This window comes from Streptococcus sp. HMSC034B05, assembly GCF_001809055.1.
Classification (GTDB): Bacteria; Bacillota; Bacilli; order Lactobacillales; family Streptococcaceae; genus Streptococcus; species Streptococcus constellatus.
Genome location: NZ_KV795621.1, coordinates 61,073 through 82,793, shown reverse-complemented (window position 1 = coordinate 82,793; position 21,721 = coordinate 61,073). Strand labels below are relative to the sequence as shown.

Below are 21,721 nucleotides of genomic sequence, written 5' to 3'. Positions count from 1 at the left end.
TCGAAAGGAGTATAGATGAAGAAAAATAAATTTGCAGTAATTGCTCTCATTTTTATTGTAATTTTTTTAATTCAGCCCCAAAATCGTGAGCAATTAACTACTGTTTTTACCCAACATGATATTAAAGAGCAATTGGCTTTTACTGATTCACCTGAAGAAAAAAATTTTGCCATCAAAGACCAGTATCAAAAACAAAATACTGCTCTGAAGAAAAAAGTTTTTGACAGACAACAAGTGATATATGTTAATAAAAAAGCTCAATTCACTTCTCAGGAATTGAGTTTAGAAAAAGGTGCTTGGGAACATTATTCAGATTTAGATTTTTTAGGACGAGTTGGTGAAGCGAATGCTATGTTAGGGAGAGAACTTATGCCGCAAGGAAAAAGGGAAGACATTTCTTTTGTTTATCCTTCTGGCTGGAAAAATAAAAAAATTATTTTTAACGGAAAAAAGGATTATTTATATAATCGATCACACCTAATTGCTTTTGAATTGAGTGGTGAAAATGCGAATGTTAAAAATTTATTTACTGGAACAAGAGCATTGAATGCTAACTTTTCGGCTGAAAAAAATTCGATGGTTTATTATGAAAATATCATTGCTCAGTATATTAAGACAACAGGTCATCATGTACGTTATCGAGTGACCCCGCTTTTTAAAAATGTTGAATTAGTCTGTCGAGGAGTTCGGATAGAAGCGCAAAGTATTGAAGACCAAACTATCTCATTTGATATTTATATCTTCAATGTTCAACCAAATTATGAAATAAATTATTTAACAGGAACATCACAAATAAAATAAAAAAGGAGTACGATAAAACAAATGAAATCGAGATTATCTATTTATTGTAACGAAAAAAATTTGCAGAAGTTTGGAGAAGTTGTTGCCTATTTGGGAAGAGAAGAAAATAAATTTCTTTCTCACAAACAGACAGTTTCTGCGACATTTACAATTCTACTGGGAACCTTTTATCAATTATTCATTGAAACAGGAAACGAAATGAGTTATTTTGAACGAATGGCTCAATTGAAACAAGATGTTGAAAATTCTCCAGATGAAAGTCAAAGAGCAATTAAACAGTTGAAGAAGCAGATGGATCAATTACTTTATCTTGAATTAACTAATTTCCATTCAATCACAAAGGGTGAGGAATGGGATGTGCAGGATTTAGAATCAATTTATTCAAAATTAGATTCTAAACAACACGAATTATTAGCTCGGATTCAGGATGTGATTCAGAAAGACATTGCACGAGGTCAAACTATTAAACATTCTCATTAAGGAGGTTTTAAGTGAGTGAAATAACGAGTCCAAACATCACTTTTATGCTGCAATATACTGAGGCAAATGCTCAGTATGTTGACTATACAAATCGAGATGAAGCTGTTGAATTAGAGAATGATTTATCTTTAGAAAATCACAAGCAAGTGATTGAAGATTTGACAGAAGAACAAATTAAAGAAATCAAAAAAGCTGTTCCTGAACAAAATTTAAATTTTAAAGAATACATTGATTATATGAATCGTTCTTATGCGACTGAACAACAAAATCAGGAATGGACTGCTGTCTTTAATCAAGATGCTAATTATCTTCAAACAAAACGTGTGGATCAATTAAAAAGAAATTTAGAAGAAGCTTATCAAAATGGGTCATTGCTTTGGCAAGGAGTCATCTCGTTTGATAATGAATTTTTGTCTCAAGAAGGGTTGTATGATAAAGCAACTGGTCATGTTGATCAACAAGCAATTAAAAATGTTATCCGTGAAGCTATGCCAAAAGTCATTCAAAAAGAAGGACTTTCAGATTCAGCTTTTTGGTGGGGAAATATTCACCTCAATACAGATAATATTCATGTTCATATTGGACTTTCTGAAATCAATTCAAATCGGGAAAAGATTTTTTATCGTCCACGTGGTCGAATGGAATATCGAGGTAACTTTTCTCAAAAAACTATTAAGCAGCTAAAAAGTGATGTATTTCATGGACTAATCAATGAACAGACTCGTAATATGATTGTCAGAAAAGAACAAGTTTTGGCTAATCTCAAATCTGATCTTTTAACAAATGTTTTTAAAAATAATCAAGTGACGCTTTCAGCTGAAAAAAATTTTTTGGAGCAGGCTTATAATCATTTGCCTTTTGAAAAACAATGGCGGTATGCTTCTAATGCGAAAGATTTTGCAGTCAGTAAATTCTTTATAAACAAATATCTTGACTCCTACTTTGAAAACGAAGGGAAAGAAGATTATCAGAAATTTCTTACGGAAACAAGAGAATTTTTAGAAATGTACGAAGGAGTTTATTCAGCTGAAAAAAATCAAACTTACGAAAAGCTGCGATACGTGAACGGAAAAGCTGTTCGCAGCCAAGGACAGTCTAAAGGGTATGAGATTGAAAAATTGATTCATCGAAGAGAACATGAATTGAGAGAGCGTTTAGGAAATCAGATTCTACAAAAATTTAAGCAAGAGGTGCCTAGAATTGCCAATGTCGAACCTAAAAATAATATAGAAGACTTTTCTAAAGGAAATCAAGAAAGGATTCGACAACAGTGTCCAGATGCTACGTTTGTACACTTAGCTGATGTTTGGGAGAAAATGGGCTATCTTGTCCCTGAAGAAGCTATACCCATTATAATTTTAAAACCTGAAGTTAATGGAAACAAAGCTGGGAAGCCAACTTTTGTTCCAACTAAAGCTTACGACATTAGTCAAGTACAAGAAGATGTTCTGAATAAAAGAATGAATTTGAAACAGTTATCTTTGTTATCTTCAGATGAATTAAAAGAGCTAGTGGATGCTGCTAAAAATAAAGCAAATCGAACAGAGAAAGAGCGTCAGGAATTAGGAACTTTCCGCTATGCTTTAAAATTAAGTTTGTTAAAAGAGCAGCAGGCAACTTTGTTAATTCAAAAACGTTTATTAGAGCAGATGAACCCTTTAAAGAATGACCAAGCTTTTGTTACTTTTAAAAAAATAGAGATAGAAGAGCGACTAAAACATATCGAATTTCAACTGACTCCGAATTTTAAACTAAAAAAGGGGGAGCTTGCAGAAAAAGAAAAACTATCTCAAAAATTTGAAGATAGTGTCCAATTTTCAATTTCAAAAGCTTCGGCTGAAAAAATCCAACTCCCTATAAACCGTTTAAATGCTGAAATAAGAGCTGTTTCGTATCTTGAAGATAAAAGTATCCTTTCCCTATTAAAAGGGCAGGAGATGACAAAAGAGGGCTATATAGATGAACTAAAGACGCATGTGACTATTTTTCAGGTGAAACATAGTATTTACAACAATAACCAAATTATTGCTGAGACTAAAGATGATAGTCAAATAAAAAACTTAAAAAAAGAAAACGCCATTCATTTTTCTGAATTAAAAAAATTATATCGGAAATTATTACCTGAATCTGAAAGTGAGAAACAAAGTAAAATCGCTCAAGCTGTTTCTAAAAGTATGCAAGAAAAGCAGCAGATAAGACAATTGAGTTTGCAACAAAGTCAAGCACCTTTAAAAATATCAAAAGATTTTATGCGTGGTTTGACTCTTGCTTTAAAAAATGCGGAAAAAGGAAATATGCGAGCCTTTATGGAAAAAGTAAGAGCCGATGAACGTGCTGAAAGAGAAGAGCAAGCGCAACAAATATAAAGTCCAAAAATAAAAAACGCACTCACAAAAGTATGTTAGTACGTCATGTTGTTAGAGAGTAACTCCCAAACTTTATTATACCATAAGAATTATTTGAAATTAACCCTTAAGATTCGTTTATCAAGTATGATAATTTTATTTAAATCAAATGTTAATTGGCTTCATTATGCGAATGATAAAAATAAACAAAAAGTTATTTAATTTATTATGTATTTTTCTTGACAAAACGACTAAATGTGGTATAATTATTACATAAGAAGTTAAATAATTTATTAAATAACAACAAACACAAACAATAAAAGGAGATCAATAATGAACTTATCAAATTATACAAAAGTACGGCTTACAGATTCAAAAGGTTTGAACGGTGAAACCGCTTGGGCATATGGAATGAGAAAAAATCAATATAATTATGCCTCATACAACTTAAGACTAATTTTAGACAATAACACAAGTTATTTTTCAGCAGGAACAGAGCTTATCTTAGAAAAAGATGGTTATACGGTTGATATGAAAGCAACTCAAGAACTTGCCAATGCAAAAGCGCTTATTGCTCAATATCACGATTCAATGAAAGCGATAGAAACACCGACTAGTCAACTATCAGCCAAACTTGTTAAAAAAGGAAATTTATCAAAATTTATTGGCAAGAAGATTCTAGTTTCAGCTGGTGAAATTGAGTTTATATCACTACAAGAAAATGATGATTCTGTCTGGTTAGAGGGAAAAAATCTTTTAACAGGTGAAATTAAGAAATATAGTGATTTTGCTTGGATTGCGAAGAAATCTGGTTATAGTGAACAGGATATAGAATTATATTTTGGATGAAATAGAAATAAAGTAGGAGTTTAAATATGGTAGATACAGAAGTACTGATACTATCTAGAAATGAATTTCTTGGACTTCAAGGACTAAGTTTTCCAATTAGTGACTATTTGGAGGATAAGATGAGAGGAAATAGAAACTTTTCGAGTGGGAAGCAAAGAGAAAAGTTCACGAAAGAAGCTAGAATAAATATTGATAGTTATCACGATAGACGAAATAAAGCAATACAAGAATATGATAACTTAGTAGCTTTTGGAAAAATAAAACCACCTACACGAATCCAGAAATCGCTGAAGATAGCACAAGGACATCCAGATAATCGATCAGTCCAGGCAGCAAGAAGAATGCTGGCTAAGAGAGGATATGATTGGCAAACTGGAGAACCTATTAACGTCACTTGTTAATTGAATCAATAAAAAAGGGCTTTCAAGTTTATCTTGAAGGCTTTTTTGTGGCGATTTTTAACTCTGAAATGTCCCATTAAAACAAGAATTTTAATTATCTCTTACACTAAAAGTAAAATTGAAAGGAGTTTTCATTATGAAACTATATTTTCCAGATGTTCAAATTGAAAAATTTGATTTTGATGAAGATTGGTTGATTCGTTCTACTAATCCATCAACTTATCAAGTCCTCTACGAAGGATTGGGTAAAAATAAGGATTTAGAGATGGTTATTAGTTATCAGGATAATCCTGAGCTATTTCAATCTCTTGGTAAAGGTGAGTTAGTTCAATTACCGAAAGAACTATTTCTTCAGCCAGAAGAAGCAGAACCTTGCTTAGAATATGAATGCTTTTAAAAAGAGAAAGGAGTTTAAATATGGTAAACGAAACAACCTCGAAATCAGCAAATTTTGGTAGTAAAAGTCGAAAAGAAAGGGTAGATTTAGCTCGTTCACGTGATATTTTGGATGTTGCTGAACAATTAGGAATGGAATTAGAAAGAGCTGGTCGTGATTATCGTTGGAAAGAACATGATAGCTTAGTCATTACTCCAAATAAAAACGTTTGGAAATGGTTTTCTAGAGATCAGGGTGGTGATGTGATTGCTTTGGTTGAAACAATAAAAGAAATCAATTTTAATCAAGCAATTGATTATTTAAATGATGGTGTCTTTAAAACATTTGATTCTAGTGGGAGGCAAGAGAAACAAGAACCATTCCGCTATCTTATGGAAAAATATGAACATCCTGACTTTGAAACTGCTAGAAACTATTTGAAAAACGAAAGAGGTCTTTCTGATGAAACAATCAATTTCTTTTTAGCTTCTGGAAAAATGGCAGAAGCTACTAGAAAAAAGGGAGATTATTTTGAACCTGTCATTGTCTTTAAATATAAAGACTTAGACGGGAAGCTAGTTGGTGCTAGTTTGCAAGGGATTATAGAAAATCGAGTTCAACATCCTGAACGTGGGCGTTTGAAGCAAATTATTCAAAATTCAGATGGCATGCAAGGATTTAGTGTTGATGTGGGAAATCCCAAACGCCTTGTTTTTGCAGAAAGTTCAATTGATTTAATGAGTTATTATCAAGTGAATAAAGAGCGTTTGAATGATGTACGCTTAGTGGCTATGGATGGCTTAAAAGAATCAACTGTGGGCTTTCATTTAGCACAATTACAATCTGAATTATCAGGACGACCACTTAATTGGTCACGTGAGCAATTGGCGGATGGTGTCAATATTGCAGCTCAGAATGGATTTTTCAAAGATGGGAAACGTTCTGACATGATTACTTTAGCAGTGGATAATGATGAGGCAGGTCACAATTTTATTACGAATTTATTAAAGAAAGAAATTCCTATTCAAATTGATATTCCACCTATTTTAGATCCCATTCAAGAAAAAAACGACTGGAATGAAGCTCTGAAAAACAATATGTATCAATCCGACTCGCTAGAACATGTATATAGTGCAGATGAAAAGGATTGGTATTACCAAGGATATTTTTCAACAGAACTCGCACAACAGAACGTGCAATACCTCTCAGATGCTGAAGTGAGTTTATTTTCGTCAAATAAACAATTGGGTGTTGAAGAAATTGATGAACTTATAAATTCAAGAATAACGCTTGATAGAGAAAGGGTACTTAACGATTATTGGCATGTATATCAAAGTAATGGTCAGTTAGAATTTTACATGCTTCCAAGTGGTGAATCTGGTTATCGTTCTCCTAATTCTTCCCAAACTTTGAATGAAGACATTATATTTAAATATCAATCATTTCCTGATGCTACTATTTGGTTAGTAGATAATATGGGATATGATAGCTTGGGAGAGATTGTGCTAAAGGATTGGGACTCACTTTTTACCACAGAGAAATCATTATTGAAAGAATGTTATGTCTTTAGTAATCTAGAACAGTTTTTAAAAAGTTATTTTAAATTTAATATGGATTGGGATTTTTCAAATCCATCAGAAAGCTTAGAGCTCCCTTTTCAACTGGAAAAGAAATATAACAGTCGTCTAGCTCAAGCCGAACGCAAATTAGGACGTCTTGATAAAAAAATTCAGAGTTTATTAGATAGCCAAGAGATGCTTGAGAGGGAAAATAATATGAATAATATTTCAAACCAACAAAACAACAAACTCAATTATGATAGTCTAACAGGAAATATAAAAACATTAACAGAGAGTGTTCAAAATAAGATTCAGAGAGGACAATTACGTATTCATTTATCTGACGAGGTTTACTTCTATACTTTAGTCAACTATACAGGTTGGAGCTACCCTATGCAGCAACTGAGACCGGAAGCGTTAGATGCACTAAAAGAGCATCGTTCTTTCTTTGAAAGTATTAACGAAACGAATATTGAGCGTTTCAAAGAAAAAGGCACGCCCGAACAAAATCAAATGTACCAGTTATTAAAAGGGATTCAAAAAGAACTAGGACGTTCTGACACCTCTACTATTTTCTCAGAAGAAGTCGCAATCAGTGCTTACAATCTTAACAAACGGATAGATAGTCTAACAGCAGAGAATTGGGGTAAGTCTATTAGTGAGCCACTAAACAGCTTAGGGCGAGATACATGGAATATTCTTAGCTATCCTGCAAATCAGATAGATACACCAAATAATGACTATTTTTATCAGCTAGTTCCTTATCACTTGTTAGAATATCTTGAACATTCTACTGGACAAACTGAAATTTCAGTAGATGTATATGAACAAATTCTAGATAAATTAAAAGATAGATCTGTAGAAGTTATTCCCCCAGAAAAGGACATAGTTCAAGAGAAGGGGCTGCTAAATGAAGACTCATTGAAAAATATTACACAAGAAAAGGATCAGAAAGACAATAGCCGTTTGGCTCAAGCTCAACGAAAATTAAATCGTTTAAAAGGAGAATTGGATAACTCAATTCAAGCGGCTCAAGAACATCAAAACTTAACAAACGGTCAGCCAATGAATGATAAGCGAAATGGAGCTGCATTCTTTAAAAAACAAGAGCAATTGGAAAATAAGGTCTTTTCTACAATGGATGAAATTAAAAAGCAAGAAGAGAGAGTAGAAAAGTTGCAATACCAAAAAGAACTCAAAGAAAAAGGGCTTAACCGTCAGGGAAATGGTCTTGAAATGAGTGTACAAAATATTCCTAAAATTAGAGAAGAAATCGAAAAAGCTGATCGTGGAGAATCAATGTTTACTAAAGAGACCATTAAACGTTATCGTCAGGAACTGGAACGATTAGAAGCTGCTCAAAATAAAGCAGAAGGTGTGGCTATTCAGCCTGCAGCTCAATCTCTAATTGATGAAGGAATTGTCAATCAATGGCAAAAAAGACCTGATACTTATTTTGTGAAAGGTCTGAGAAGAGTTGCGTTAGAGCTGACTGAGGAAGGAAACTTTCAAATTTCTTCAAATTGGAAGTATCAGCCAAAAACGGAAGACGAAAAGGAGAAAGTAGGGGACTTGCTGAGTCGTCAGTCTCTTCAGCAGGAACACATTATTAAAGAACATGTTGAGGTGAAACCCCAATTACAAGTTGCTTTTGATTTCTCGGAAAATCAGGTTCTATCAAATAAGTATCATGAAGGCGATATTGTCCTTTATCAGGAGTTTGTAAAAGATTTCTATCCTGAAATGATTCGTCGCCGTACAGAATCAGTCGCCTTGCAAAATGGCTATGATAAAACTTACTTTGCTTTATTAGATGAGAATAACAACGAACTTGTAAAAGATATTCGATTTGATTTAGGGGATCCGACTACTAGATTATCAGAGAAGTGTGAAAATTATTTACCTCCTAAATACCTAACCATTGCAAAAAAGATTGATCAGAATTATTTTGGCGATCAATCATCTATCCAAGAAGTGACTGAAAATATCAAAAAAGCTCCTGAGCAAGCTCAAGAGCAAATGATTGATAGGACCAATGGTGGCACGGGTTCTTTACAGCCCGAAGCTGAAGGTAGCACCTCACCCGTACTTGAAACAAGTACCTTTGAACGGTCTGTTACCAGCCGCCCTACATCATCCTATCCTTACTTACATTTTACCACAAATTATGCAGAAGTGCAAAAAAGAATAGGAAACTATCATCCAATAACACCAGTAGATTTGAAGCGGTTAAATCAATATGCACCATCTATTCAATCTACAGCACGCTGGTATTTAGATGAACTTGCAGATAGTAAGATTAGTTTTATCTATGCAGATAGAGGAATTGAAAATATCTTAGAAGTTACTTTCCAAAAAGAAAACTTTATTCATCTATCAGGAATTAGACCTTTTGAAGAAGGAAAAGGAGCTGCAGACTTTTTGGAAGATTTTGCGTCTGGTTATGGTTTTTATGATGGAATGTTAATCAGTAATGCAATTAAAGATAAGCTACAGGTTCTTCCTATGCTACAGGATATTTTAGAACCACAATCATTTGTTTTAGATGATTTAACCAGTGTTGAAAAACTGCATAATTTGAACATGAGTGAAGCCATTAAATCGAAGGATGAAGATTTTCTTCTGTTGTTCAAAGATGCAGGGGATGAGAAAATACCAGCTTCTTTGATGAAATTAAAAGGAGAATTGGCAACCAATGTACAAGATTTGGCTGAAAAAACAATTCTTGGTATTTACCGTGAACGTAATGGTCAAATAGAACAACTGGCTATCAATGACGATTATGTTAAGGATGATGGCGAGGAAATGTTATCAGTCTTAAAAAATAGACAATACGAAGAAATTCTTGAGAGAATCGAGCCACAAAATGAACAACTTTCTCAGCTGGAAAATCAAAGCCTTAATCAGGAATTAGGAAAAGACTTAGACAGACCTTTGAATGTTCTTGAATCGGTATCAGAAGATGCTGAAATGGGTCAAGAAGTCTCCGCAATTTCTCCCAAGCAAGAATTAAAAGATGGCTTGGCAAGACGTGTTGAAGAGATTACAAAACAAACCCGAAAAGAGGCTTTAGTAGCTTCAATTCCTGAACTTCAGGAGAAATTATCAAGGGAAAGTGATTTGATGGGTTCATCTCTAACAGATGGGGGAATGCTTTATACACATCAAGAATCATTTGGAAAAGATTATCAATTAGAATTAGATATTCATAGTTCAACTGCTGTTGAATCTTTAACAGAACAGCCTGCTCCTTGGAGTTTAGCTGTTTTAAAAGAAAATCAAATACTTGGCTATCTAGCTTATGGTAGTGACTGGGGAAATGACTTCCAAATTGAGGATAATTTAGAAGGCTTAGTTGAACAGATTCTTTCAGAAGAAGTTTCTAAAGGTCTCTATTCACAAGAAGAAATAGATACTTTCCTGAAAGAAATTCAGGTTGGTGAGACTCAACAAAATAAGCCAGTTGAAGAGTTTTCTTCAGATGTTCCATTTGATTATGCGAAAGCTTCTGCTTATGAACTAAGTGAAATAGCTTTTCAAAAGATTCGTGAGTTTACTCAATCACCAGAAGAGTTAGCTCATTATATGGATTTTATGAGTAAATTTCCAACTCTATCTCCTAGAAATGCTGCTTTAGTTCAAGCACAATGGCCGGGAGCAAATGCTGTAGCAACCTTTAATCAATGGAAAGCGTTAGGAGAAACATTAGGAATCAGTTCTGATGATGTTGTTCAAACAACTAATACTTTTACTAATAAGAGGACAGGTAATAGTCAAGAGGTAACTAAACAAACCTTGTCTGTCAAAGCTGGAGAACATGCACAAATCACACTTTTTCGTCCAGTAATGGAAGAGATGATTCCGGTTTTCGATGAGAATGGGAAACAGGTAATCAATGGTAAAGGGCATCCAAAATTTAAGAAGAAAAAAGAAGCCTCTTTAGAAGAAAAACAATTGATTGCTGAAGGAAAACTGAAGGTTGTTCAATTTCAGGTACGAGATTTGGAGACGGGACAAGGGAAATTCACCTTGTATAAAGTATTTGAACTAAGCCAAACGAATCTAAAACCAGAAGCTTATCCTAAAGCGATGCCGAATCGTCATTACAACTTTGAAACAGACAAAGTTAAAACAAAAGAAGTTCTACTAGGACTTCAAGACTATGCTCAAAAGCTTGGAGTTGCTATTTCAACAGATGAGCATCATGTTTTAGGAAATGCTAAAGGTGCTTTTTATCCAAATGACCAGAAAATCTTATTAAATCCTGATAATTCAATCGGAGAGAAAATTGGTACAACGATTCATGAGTTAGCTCATGCTACGCTGCACAATTTTCATGAAGGAAAAAAAGAGGTCTCTCTTTCATCTGGAAGAAAAGAGTTGGAAGCAGAAATGACCAGTTACTTGGTTTCTAAGCATTTTGGGCTAGATACCAGTGAAAAAGCCATTCGGTATATGTCGCATTGGACGAATCAATTGAAGGATTTGAATGATAAAGAGTTAAATCAATCCATGACTCGTATTCATAAGACTGTTTCATGCGTTATAAAAAGTGTTGAGAAACACACAAAACCTTATCAGATGAATAGAAATAGAGGACAGAATTTTGGCTCTCGATTTCCAAACAAAAGTTTAAAAATGTAAAAAATAGGTACTCCTTTTTTGGAGTATCTTTTTTATTTTTCTGATTTGTCCCATTAAAAACAAAAAAATCATTATCCTTTAAACTAATGTTAAAAAATGAAAGGAGCCAAAATGGATATAGAGGATAAACTTCAAAGAAAAAATATTAAGCTAGCTAAAGAAGAGGAAGATAAGAAAGAGGAAGAATCGGCTAAATTCATGAAGTATTTTGACCTATGCTGTCTTCTCCTTCCTATCATTGCAGCATTGTGGCAATGGCTTGCGAGTTTTATATGGTGAGTTAAACCATAAACACTACTATAATGATGGAATATTCGCTTAATATGGCTGTAAATTTAGCCTTTCATTCAATCCAAAGGAGAAACAATGATTACCGTTTTATTAGCAGAAAAAGATGATCAGGCGACAGCCTATGCAGCTGCATTAGGAGAAGGTCGTAAAAAAGGAATGACATGGATTGTTCAACAGAGTCCTTACCTTGAAGGAGAAATTCATATCATTGCAGCAGAAGGACACCTATTTGAATATGAACCTCCAAATAACAACTGGGATTTAGAAAAACTCCCTTTACTAGATGTATCTTTTAAACAGCACTTAAAAGACGACAAGAAAAGCAAGAATCGTTTTAATGTTATCTATCAAGAAGTTAAAAAATCAGATCGTGTTCTTATTGGAACAGATTCTGATCGTGAAGGGGAGCGGATTGCTTATTCTATTCTATCTCATATTCCAGGAGGAAAAGAAAAAATTTGGAAACGATTGTGGGTTCACTCCATGACCACAAAAGGGTTACAACGCTCTTTTCAAAATTTAAGAGATCCAACAGAGACTTATAACTATTATTTAGAAGCAGAAGCCCGTGCGCAAAGTGATTGGTTAGTAGGGATGAACTTATCCCCTTTTGTAACTTTGTCCCTTCAACATTCAGGAAAAGTCTTACGGAAGAAAGAAAATCTTTTTTCAGTTGGTCGTGTTCAAACACCTACAGTTCGGATTTTATGTGAAAACGATATTAGCATAAGAAATTTCGTTCCACAGACTTATTGGAAATTACAGCTAGAAGATAAGCAAACGGGTATCGTCTTTTCAAACTCTGAACCTTACTATGATAGCGAAGAGGTATTTAAAATAGCTAGAAACTTGTCAGAGATTTCTACAGTTTCTTCAATTGAATCAGAAGAACATGTAAAGGCAGCCCCTCCTCTATTTTGCTTGTCTGACTTGCAGGAGTATGCTGCTAAACGTTGGAAGTTTGATGTTTCTATGACAGAGCAATTAGTAGAGAGGCTTTATCTTAAAAAATATTTGTCTTATCCTCGAACAGATAGTCGCTATATTACACAAGAAGAATTTGACTATTTGTCAAGTAATATAGCTACTTATCAACAAGTATTACAGTGTTCTTTTGAGGTGGCACACCCTGAAGCAAGAAAAAACTATGTAAATCCTGAAAAAATTGGAGAAAACAGCCACTATGCGCTGATTCCAACTGAAAAAATTCCTGATCTGCTTTCTTTGACACCCCAAGAGCGCTTGATTTATGAGGCAGTCACAAGAAGAACTATTTTAATGTTTGCGGAAGATTGTCGCTATGAAACAACAACTGTTCAATTGAAAAATCAAGGTTTAGAATTTGTGACACGTGGAAGAAAGATGGTTCGTTTAGGTTGGAGTGAGTGGGCAAATCAAACTATTCGAAAAGATGTCTTCTTGCCTCATTATCAAGCGGCTCAAAAAGTTTCTAGTATGATTTCTGTTTGTGAAGAAGTAACAAAACCACCTAAACGCATTACAGAAAGTCAGTTGATTGGCTCTATTTTTTCAAAATATGGTCTTGGAACTCCAGCCACAAAAGCGGCTATTATTCAGACAATTCAAGATAGGGGATATGTCACAAAAGATAAGAAAACAGGTCAATTTACACCAACCAATAAAGCTTATCTCCTGATTAACTTTTTATATGATAATGAATTTTCTAATCCAGAAACAACAGGAGGATGGGAAAATTTCTTATCTCAAATTGGTGAAGGAAACATCAACCCACGAGAATTTGTGGATGCGATTAAAGAAAAATTGAAGAACCAGATTGTGGCTACTGAGGAAAGAGGTGAGAGCAGTTGAATCAAGCATCAAAGACTCCTTTTTTAGACCAATTTACAGAGAATTTATCTCAAAAAATTAGTCAAAAGCCAAAGGATTATCAAGTGTATGGAAGGGAGGAAGAAATTCAAGCTGTCATTATCTCTCTTTGCAGACGAACGAAAAATAATCCTATCTTGATTGGTGAACCTGGTGTTGGGAAAACAGCAATTTTAGAAGGATTAGCTTTGGAAATCTTACAAGATCGTGTTCCCGAAACATTAAAAGGCTTAACTGTCCGTTCCCTTGAATTGTCTAGTTTAATGAATGAGAGCGAAGGAAGTTTTATCACAAAACTGAAAAACATTATTGATGAATTAAAGAAAACTCCTGGTCAAAATCTACTCTTTATCGATGAATTTCACACAGTGGTCGGTGCTGGGAGTCAGAACGGAGAATCACTAGATGCAGGAAATGTTCTGAAACCTTCTTTGTCTCGTGGAGAGATTCAGTTGATTGGTGCTACTACATTAGATGAATTTCATGAGTATATTGAACAAGATCGTGCTTTGGAACGCAGAACCCAACCAATTCTCATTAAAGAGCCAACAATTGCACAAGCGATTGAAATTGTGGGGCAAGCAAAAGAAATTTATGAAGACTATCATAATGTTTCGATCAGTCATGAAGCTGTTTGTCAAGCCGTAAAACTATCTACTCGTTATATTCCTGATCGCTTTCTTCCTGATAAAGCTTTTGATTTGATTGATGAGGCTGCTACTATCGTTTCTTCAAAAGGACAAGAACTTGTTACAGAACGGGAAATAGCAGAAGTGCTGAAGAAGCAAACCGGTATTCCAGTAACTACTGTTTTAAAGGGAAACAAAGAACGCTTAAATTCTTTAGAAGAAAAGCTTCATCAGCGAGTAAAAGGACAAGATGAAGCTATCAAAGCTGTTGTAGAAGTGATTAAAATTAGTCAAGCTGGAATGCAAGACGAAAACAAGCCAATTGGATCCCTTCTTTTCTTAGGACCAACTGGAGTTGGAAAAACAGAATTGTCAAAAGCTCTGGCTGAAGGATTATTTGATGATGAAGAAGCGTTGATTCGATTTGATATGTCAGAATACTCCCAAAAAGGTGATGTCACTAAATTGATTGGAGATAGAAATCGTAGAAGCAAGGGACTCTTAACAGAAGGAGTCAAGAGAAAACCTTATTCCGTTATTTTGCTCGATGAAATTGAAAAAGCTCATCCAGACGTTTATGATCTTCTTCTTCAGGTGATTGATGATGGTCGATTAACAGATGCGACCGGAAGATTAGTCAGTTTCAAAAATACTATTGTGATTATGACAACGAATATTGGTCAAGAGAAGATTTTGACAAAAGCGGCTATGAAAGGCAGTCTTCGTCATTTAACAGAACGGGAACAAATCCAATTTGAAGCTAGCATGGAGATTGAACTCAAAACAGAATTTCGTCCTGAATTTTTAAATCGGATTGAATACAAAGTGATTTTCAATTTACTAGAAAGAGAAGATTTAGAAGAAATCGTGGAAAAAAATATGAAAGAAATCGAGGAACGGACGAATAAAAAGGGATTGTCCTTATCTTATGACCCATCTGTTCTGAATTATTTAGTGGATATTGGAACAGATTCTAAAAATGGTGCTCGCCCCCTTGAACGATTATTGAAAAGAAAAATTCAAGCTCCTATTTCAGATATTATTTTAAAGCTTCCGAATATAAAAGACCATCAGTACATTGTTCATATTCGAGTAGAAGGAGAAAAAGAAGAAAGTAATCCCAGAAAAGACCCTCGTCAATTGCAATTTAATGTTTTAAATTATTCAAACTATTTATTCAACTGAAAAAATTTTTCTGATTTGTCCCATTAAAAACAAAAAAATTATTATCCCTTAAAATAAGGAAGTCAAATGAGAATAAAGGAGGAAAATCATGAAATCATATTTGACAAAACAACTAACTAAAGTGAGAAATAAAAGTAAAATCTATTTCTCCTCCCTTGCTCTTTTCTTAACAGGTGTATCTGCTCATATTGTGTATGCAGCAGATCCGTTTGAAAAAAGTAAAAACCTTGCACAACAAGGAATCACTAAAATACAAGGTATCAGCATTTTTCTATTTGGACTGGGACTTGTTGTTACTGGTCTTGTCTATAGCTTAGGAGGACGAGAAATAAAAGCAGCTATTAAAAAGCACTGGTTAGCCATTGCTATAGGTATCATCGTTGTATCTACTGGTCCAAGCATTGTAGAGTGGTTTTATAACTTTGTTAAAAGTTAGAAAGTAGGTAGTTATGGCATTTAAACTTCTAAATAAAGCAAGGAAATGTCCCATACAAGATGAATTATTTGTGAAAGTTAGCTGGTCTCCTAACCACTCTCCAGCAGAAGATGAAAAGCTAAATTCTTTAATAGAGGAGCTAGATGAGAATATTCTAGCTGAAGGTCAATTTCATTTTGATGAAACTCTTCCTTACCTCACCTTTTTACAAGCAGAAGTTCTTTTTCAAGAAATGAAGCGAGAATATGAATCATTTCTGATTGAAAAAGTTTCTGTTTGCCGGAGAGAAGGTGGAGGAATTACAACGAAAGGAGAAGTGTTTGTACAACCTCTTTTGATAGATGCTAGTTATCAAAATTTGTTGCAACCTTTAATGAAATCTATTCTGACAACACCTGACTTCTCTACCTATAGCTATGATGAAAAAAGAGATTATTTTATCAATCAAGTTTTTCCTAGCTATCGAGCTAGTTTAGATATTAGTGAGATTTCTCTTCCGCTCTTTCCAAGCGAAGAAGAAGTTCGTAGCAAAGGAAACATTCGTAGCCCTGCAGTTTCTATTCAAAGAGGTGAGTTTCAGCAACAAAAACAATCCTCTCATCCTATGAAAAAACTTTATCTTGCTTTGGGAATAACCAGCCTATTACTTTGTTTATCTTTAGGGATTAACATTTGGATATTAACTAATCAAAGTCAAACGACTCGACAAGTTCAGTTTTTGCATCAAGAGTTAGAAAAAACGACTCAATTACAAAAACAAGAACATCGGTTGGATGTTTTTAGTCGTTACTTTTTACCAAGTTACTATTCTAATAATAAACAGTTATTAACTGATTTTTTGGATAAAGGGAATGCAAAATATACAGTTCCAAAAGAAGGAACCTTGCAATCTGTTATTCTTGAAAAAATTAGCTATGAAGCTGGTGAATATACGGCAACCTATGTTCTTGCCTTAAAGCAAAATGATGGAATCAAAAGCGTTCGATTAACACTCGTTGCCAAAGAAAAGAAATCCAGCCCCTATGGCTTTGTCATCACTAAAGAGCCAATAGAAACAGCTTATATAAAATAAAAGAAAAGGAAAATCTAAATGAAGAAAAATAAACTATTAACAATGCTAAGTATTTCAACGATTGTATTGGCAAATGCCGGAATGGTCTTGGCGGATGCACCAGTCGTTCCAGTAGATCCAAGTGCTTCTACTGAAGTAACTCCGAAGCCAGAAACACCAGCTGAACCAAGTCTTCCGGTTCCAGAAACTCCAAGTGAACCTTCAACAGAACCAGAAAAGCCAGCTGAACCGACTCCGGAAAATCCTGGTACAAAACCAAGTGATCCGGTTGTTCCTTCAGATCCGACAAATCCTTCTACGGAACCTTCAACAGAACCAGAAAAGCCTGTTGAACCAGCTCCGAACCCAAGCACACCTTCTTCAGAAGATAAGAAGGATGAAGAAAAACCAAAACCTGAAGAAAAACCAAAACCTGAAGAAAAACCCAAAACAACAGATGAAGCAAATCAAGCTGGTAAAAGCCAAATTGGAACAACCTCAACTGCTACAGGTCAAGTGGTACAAGATGTAGCACCAAACAAACCAGTCACGACAAATTCAGGAGTTACAATTGTCGGAGTGCAAGATAGTAATCCGATTATTGCAAATGCAGACGGTACAACTTCTGTTGTTTCAGCTGCTTCCATTGGCGCAACAGTTAATCCGGATCAAACGGTTTCTGTGACCACTGCTTCAGGCGAATTGAAGACATTACCCAAAACAGGTGAGAAAGCACTGATTAGTTTTCTGCTATCATTGATTGGTTTATCTTTGCTTGCAGTAGGAACAAAATTAAAAAAATTATTTTAATAAAATTTAAGGAGAAATAAAAATGAAATCAAATGAAACAAAAACGTATGGATCAATTCGCAAAATCAAGGCTTACGGGGCTTGTGGGGTTATATTAGGGCTTGCAGCACTAGCTGTAGCGACAACTAATGGTGTACAAGCAGATGAAGTTGCTAAAACAGAGCCTACAACGGTTGCACCCGCAAATACAGCTACTAATTTACCAGATAGTCAACCAGCAAAAACAGCTGAACAACAAAATCAGTTGAATCAAGCTGGTCAAGCACAAGGAAATGTAACTGTACAGGTTGACAATAGTCAAGTGAATCAAGCAGCACAAGCAGCTCAAAAAGAAGGTGTAAAGGTTGTTCAAGATGCTCCTGTTGATAAGGGAACAACGAATACAATTACTGAAACTCAAAAGGCTCAAGCGGAAATTGCGCAAGACCAAGCAAAACAAAAAGCTGAAGTTGAAAAAACAACTACAGATTATGCAAAAGCAAAAGAAGACCATGCAAAAGCAGTAGAAGAAACTAAAAAAGAAAATGCTAAAATCAATGCTGATAATGCAGCATTGAAAGAAGCGCATGATAAAGCTGAAAAAGCAGGTCAAGATGTCAATCAAGCTGTTTCAACGGCAAAAGATAAAGTAAAAGCTGAGTTTAAAGATGCTCAAGTATCTGAAAGTTCTAAGACAGTTAAAGTTGAAGCAACTAAAGAGTCTTATGACGCTTATACTAAAGCAGTTGAAAAAGTGAAAACAGATAATCAGAAGTTAACTGATACTTATATTGCGGAAAAACGCAAAGAAAACAAGGATATTGCGGATACGAAAGCTTATAATGAAGCGGTGCGCAAACGTAATACAGAAGGCAAAGCAAAAGTAGATGCAGAAAATGCAGAAATTGCTAAACGAAACAAGGCTCAATTAGATCATAAGAAATCAGTTGAAGCTGAAAATGCAGAAATTACTAAACGTAACGAAGCAGGTAAGGCTAAAGTCGATGCAGAAAATAAAGTAATTGACGCCTATAATAAGACAGTCACTGAGCACAATAAAGCGGAAGATGCTCGTGTTGTAAAAGAAAAAGCAGAAGCTGAGAAAAACAGAGTAAAAGATGGGTATTTGAGTGAAGTTGTTTCCCAAGGTCTTGTTTTTAAGAATGAAGCTGACGCTCATATTGATGTAAAAGGTGCTGATAGTTACATTAGTGCTAAAGGTTTGCATGAAGCATTTAAAGATATTACGAAATCTATGGGTCTAGGAGAAGATCAATTACAACAATATGTAACATACTTCTCTTTACCAAGTGCACAGGATTTAAAACTTAGTAAAGACCCAAGTCGTCTAACTTCAAAATTTGAGTTGTATAAAGCTAAAGCAGGCTTTGTCTTCGGTGGAGAAGGTAATCAGTTTGGTGCAGTTAACTCTAAAGTTGGTAAAACAGTTACTGTTACTTATACAAATCTAAAAAATTCATCATATAAAGGTAAAGCTATCTCTAAGATGGAATTAGATATTACTGTTAAATCTACTTCTGAGAATATCCAAGATGATGTGGTCTTTGGTTTTTCTAAAAATCCGTCTAAGGGTATTGAGGTAGCAGCTCGCTATAAAGATACTAATAAAGATTATAAGTTAGATCTTGGTTTAAGAACTCGGTTCTATGATGCAGATGGAAATCTTATTAACTTTGAAGATAATAAAGATAATCCTAATGAAGCAAAAGGTCTTTTGTCTCTATCAAGTTTGAATGCTTATAAGAATCACGTAGAGACAGCCCGTCCATCAGATACCGCTCGTTTCATTCAGATTTCTGGTTCGTCTATTGTTAAGCATGATAATGGGTTGGTTTACTCAAACGAACGAGATAATTCAAATGGTAATCACTTTGGATTAAACCAACATAACATTATTGATAGCACTACCAGTCCTTATTATTGGTATCTTGCAGGTGCTTTAGCCTTGAAGGGTACTAACCCAGAATATGGTATTACAGTTACATCTTGGGATAAATTAGGTGATCGTAAAGGTGAAGGTCGCTTTACACCATCTATTTGGTTCACAGTTACAAGTGAGCTTGCGGCGACTGGTGTTCCAACACCCCCACGTTATCAAAAGACAAAAGAACCTAAGAACTTCACACCAGAAAAATTGAAAGAAGTTCCAACTCCTAAATTGGAAACTCCGAAGAACTTTACTCCAGAAAAGGAAAAAGTAGTTCCAACTCCAAAAGCTAAATTGAATTTGGTAACAGTGAATGGTGTTCCAGCCCCAACTTATAAACCAAATGAAAAGATGCCAACCCCTCCAGTAGTACCAACCGTACATGTACATGGTTATAAATTATCCACTCGTCCTCAAGTACAGAAAGCAGTTGAAAATGCGGATAAGGTGAATATCAATGGTCAGTATGTTGCGAAGAACTCATTAAACAGATTTGTTTTGCAAACGGAAACTTTGCCATCTTCTCGTAAGACAACAACTCAGCTAGTCTTTAATGATCATTTACCTCAAGGCTTTAAGTTGGATGTAGAGAAAACCAAAGAAGCCAACAAGGGGTATGATGTTTCTTATGATGAAAAGGCAAACTTGTTGACATTTAAGGCAACCACAGCTACTCTTACTTCGGTTAATAAAGATTTAGCTAAAGAGTACAAATTAGCTGATTTGTCTGTTTGGGGTCGTCCTCAAAATGACGCAGCTGACTACGAAAACGTCTTTGAAATGGTCGTGAACGGTGGTGGTTCAAATGGCTATGTTCGTAAGTCGAACAAAGTCTTGATTCATACGCCAGGTAAACAAAATCCAAACAAACCAAATGACCCTAAGAATCCTAATCGTGACCCATTGAAACCAGAAAAGCATAATTACAATGAACAAGGAAAACTTGTTGATGGTAAAGAGATGTTGCCTGAAGGAATCAATTACTATGTTTCTAAATGGACGAATCGCCCTAATAAGAGTGATAAGTCTGGTAAGGAAGCAATTGCGAAAGGATTTGCTTACATTGAAGATTATCAAGATGATGCAGTTACACCGCTTGAAAGTCGATTCCAAGTGAAAGATGCTCAAGGTAAAGCTGTTAACGGTTTGAAGATGTACCATGTATTAGACCGTAAAACACTTTCTAAGGCTTTGAATGACATGATTGATAAGTCAGGTATTTCTCCAAAAGGCGCATTTTACATGTGGGTTGCAGAAAAACCAGAAGAATTTTACAAGGCTTATGTACAAACGGGTATGGATTTGTATTTCCATACACCAATGCAAAATAAAAAAGGTTTTGTTGGTAAATACACGAACCAAACCTTCCAAGTGCAATTTGGCAATGGTTACTATTCAAATGTGGTAGTTAATCATGTACCAGAATTGAAAGTCCAAAAACGAGTTTACAATAAACTTGGAGATGGTCAAAATCTTGATGGTAAGCTCATCAAGCTTGGTGATAAGTTCTATTACTATTTAGATGGAGCTAAGTTGCCAGCTGACCGTGGAGAAGCCCTCAAAGAATATCGTTTCTATGATGACTTTGACGAAAAAGGTGATGAATTTACAGGTGAGTATAAGGCAATGGCTGCTGTTGACATCAAATTGAAAGACGGTTCAGTGATTAAAGCTGGCACAGACTTGTCTCAATATGCAGAATTGAAATACGATAAAGCAAAAGGTATTGTTGAAATTTCAATGAAGCAAGATTTCTTGGATAAAGTAGATAATGCGTCTGAATTTGATGTAGATGCAGCAATTCAAATGAAACGAATTTCAGCTGGAACATTTGAAAACACCTATAAGAATGTGGTGAATGGTCATGAAGTTGTTTCTAACACGGTTAAGACTAGCACTCCAGAACCAAAAAAACCACAACCTAAGAAACCAACTCCAGCACCAAAAGCACCAACCCCAGCTTTACCACAAACGGGTACAGCTTCATCGGTTGGACTTTCAGTTTTGGGAATGATTCTTGCAGGATTCAGCCTTGTTAGTTTCAAAAAACGGAAAGAAAATTAAAAAGAAAATCTGATAAACGCAATAG

The 21,721-nt window shown here is 34.9% G+C and carries 14 protein-coding genes; all 14 read left to right on the top strand.

Translation table 11 applies throughout. The features are described from left to right. Window positions 1–15: 15 nt before the first annotated feature. The 14 genes from HMPREF2542_RS07085 (at window position 16) to HMPREF2542_RS07025 (ending at window position 21,696) form a co-directional block, all read left to right on the top strand. Window positions 16–801: a DNA/RNA non-specific endonuclease gene (locus HMPREF2542_RS07085; RefSeq protein ID WP_070484657.1), complete on the top strand. Its 786-nt coding sequence runs from the start codon at window positions 16–18 to the stop codon at window positions 799–801. A gap of 21 nt (window positions 802–822) precedes the next feature. Next, entirely contained in the window at window positions 823–1,281 is a 459-nt protein-coding gene (locus HMPREF2542_RS07080) for a hypothetical protein (protein WP_070484655.1), read from the top strand. An 11-nt stretch (window positions 1,282–1,292) separates the two neighbouring features. After that, entirely contained in the window at window positions 1,293–3,647 is a 2,355-nt protein-coding gene (gene mobP2, locus HMPREF2542_RS07075) for a MobP2 family relaxase (protein ID WP_070484654.1), read from the top strand. Window positions 3,648–3,959: 312 nt separating this feature from the next. After that, on the top strand, window positions 3,960–4,475 hold the full coding sequence (locus HMPREF2542_RS07070; protein WP_037612619.1) for a hypothetical protein: 516 nt from the start codon (window positions 3,960–3,962) through the stop codon (window positions 4,473–4,475). A 26-nt stretch (window positions 4,476–4,501) separates the two neighbouring features. Further along, window positions 4,502–4,876, top strand: coding sequence for a hypothetical protein (locus HMPREF2542_RS07065; RefSeq protein ID WP_070484652.1), 375 nt, complete (start codon window positions 4,502–4,504; stop codon window positions 4,874–4,876). Between the two features lie 136 nt (window positions 4,877–5,012). After that, a complete protein-coding gene (locus HMPREF2542_RS07060) occupies window positions 5,013–5,273 on the top strand; it encodes a hypothetical protein (RefSeq protein ID WP_025271722.1) in 261 nt (86 codons plus the stop codon). A 20-nt stretch (window positions 5,274–5,293) separates the two neighbouring features. Then, window positions 5,294–11,455 carry a PBECR4 domain-containing protein gene (locus HMPREF2542_RS10175; RefSeq protein ID WP_261674396.1) on the top strand — a complete coding sequence of 2,054 codons (6,162 nt, stop codon included), beginning with the start codon at window positions 5,294–5,296 and terminating at the stop codon, window positions 11,453–11,455. Between the two features lie 111 nt (window positions 11,456–11,566). Then, complete coding sequence (locus HMPREF2542_RS09940; protein WP_176601972.1) at window positions 11,567–11,734, top strand: hypothetical protein; 168 nt, start codon at window positions 11,567–11,569, stop codon at window positions 11,732–11,734. Between the two features lie 87 nt (window positions 11,735–11,821). Further along, a complete protein-coding gene (locus HMPREF2542_RS07050; RefSeq protein WP_070484649.1) occupies window positions 11,822–13,576 on the top strand; it encodes a type IA DNA topoisomerase in 1,755 nt (584 codons plus the stop codon). Then, the gene (locus HMPREF2542_RS07045) at window positions 13,573–15,408 is read left to right on the top strand and encodes an AAA family ATPase (RefSeq protein WP_070484646.1); all 1,836 of its coding nucleotides are present in this window, start codon (window positions 13,573–13,575) and stop codon (window positions 15,406–15,408) included. The genes HMPREF2542_RS07050 and HMPREF2542_RS07045 overlap by 4 nt, the downstream gene beginning before the upstream one ends. Window positions 15,409–15,496: 88 nt before the next feature. Beyond that, window positions 15,497–15,844 (top strand): TrbC/VirB2 family protein, encoded by a 348-nt coding sequence (locus tag HMPREF2542_RS07040; RefSeq protein ID WP_003030105.1) that lies wholly within the window; start codon window positions 15,497–15,499, stop codon window positions 15,842–15,844. A gap of 13 nt (window positions 15,845–15,857) precedes the next feature. Beyond that, window positions 15,858–16,916, top strand: coding sequence for a hypothetical protein (locus HMPREF2542_RS07035; protein WP_070484643.1), 1,059 nt, complete (start codon window positions 15,858–15,860; stop codon window positions 16,914–16,916). An 18-nt stretch (window positions 16,917–16,934) separates the two neighbouring features. Further along, a complete protein-coding gene (locus HMPREF2542_RS07030) occupies window positions 16,935–17,705 on the top strand; it encodes a peptidase (RefSeq protein ID WP_070484640.1) in 771 nt (256 codons plus the stop codon). Between the two features lie 22 nt (window positions 17,706–17,727). Next, window positions 17,728–21,696, top strand: a complete 3,969-nt coding sequence (locus HMPREF2542_RS07025) for an SspB-related isopeptide-forming adhesin (RefSeq protein WP_070484637.1) — start codon at window positions 17,728–17,730, stop codon at window positions 21,694–21,696. Window positions 21,697–21,721 lie beyond the last annotated feature (25 nt).

Coding starts and splice junctions, on each gene's coding strand:
- HMPREF2542_RS07085 (WP_070484657.1), top strand. CDS start 16: ATGAAGAAAAATAAATTTGCAGTAATTGCTCTCATTTTTATTGTAATT.
- HMPREF2542_RS07080 (WP_070484655.1), top strand. CDS start 823: ATGAAATCGAGATTATCTATTTATTGTAACGAAAAAAATTTGCAGAAG.
- HMPREF2542_RS07070 (WP_037612619.1), top strand. CDS start 3,960: ATGAACTTATCAAATTATACAAAAGTACGGCTTACAGATTCAAAAGGT.
- HMPREF2542_RS07065 (WP_070484652.1), top strand. CDS start 4,502: ATGGTAGATACAGAAGTACTGATACTATCTAGAAATGAATTTCTTGGA.
- HMPREF2542_RS07060 (WP_025271722.1), top strand. CDS start 5,013: ATGAAACTATATTTTCCAGATGTTCAAATTGAAAAATTTGATTTTGAT.
- HMPREF2542_RS10175 (WP_261674396.1), top strand. CDS start 5,294: ATGGTAAACGAAACAACCTCGAAATCAGCAAATTTTGGTAGTAAAAGT.
- HMPREF2542_RS09940 (WP_176601972.1), top strand. CDS start 11,567: ATGGATATAGAGGATAAACTTCAAAGAAAAAATATTAAGCTAGCTAAA.
- HMPREF2542_RS07050 (WP_070484649.1), top strand. CDS start 11,822: ATGATTACCGTTTTATTAGCAGAAAAAGATGATCAGGCGACAGCCTAT.
- HMPREF2542_RS07040 (WP_003030105.1), top strand. CDS start 15,497: ATGAAATCATATTTGACAAAACAACTAACTAAAGTGAGAAATAAAAGT.
- HMPREF2542_RS07035 (WP_070484643.1), top strand. CDS start 15,858: ATGGCATTTAAACTTCTAAATAAAGCAAGGAAATGTCCCATACAAGAT.
- HMPREF2542_RS07030 (WP_070484640.1), top strand. CDS start 16,935: ATGAAGAAAAATAAACTATTAACAATGCTAAGTATTTCAACGATTGTA.
- HMPREF2542_RS07025 (WP_070484637.1), top strand. CDS start 17,728: ATGAAATCAAATGAAACAAAAACGTATGGATCAATTCGCAAAATCAAG.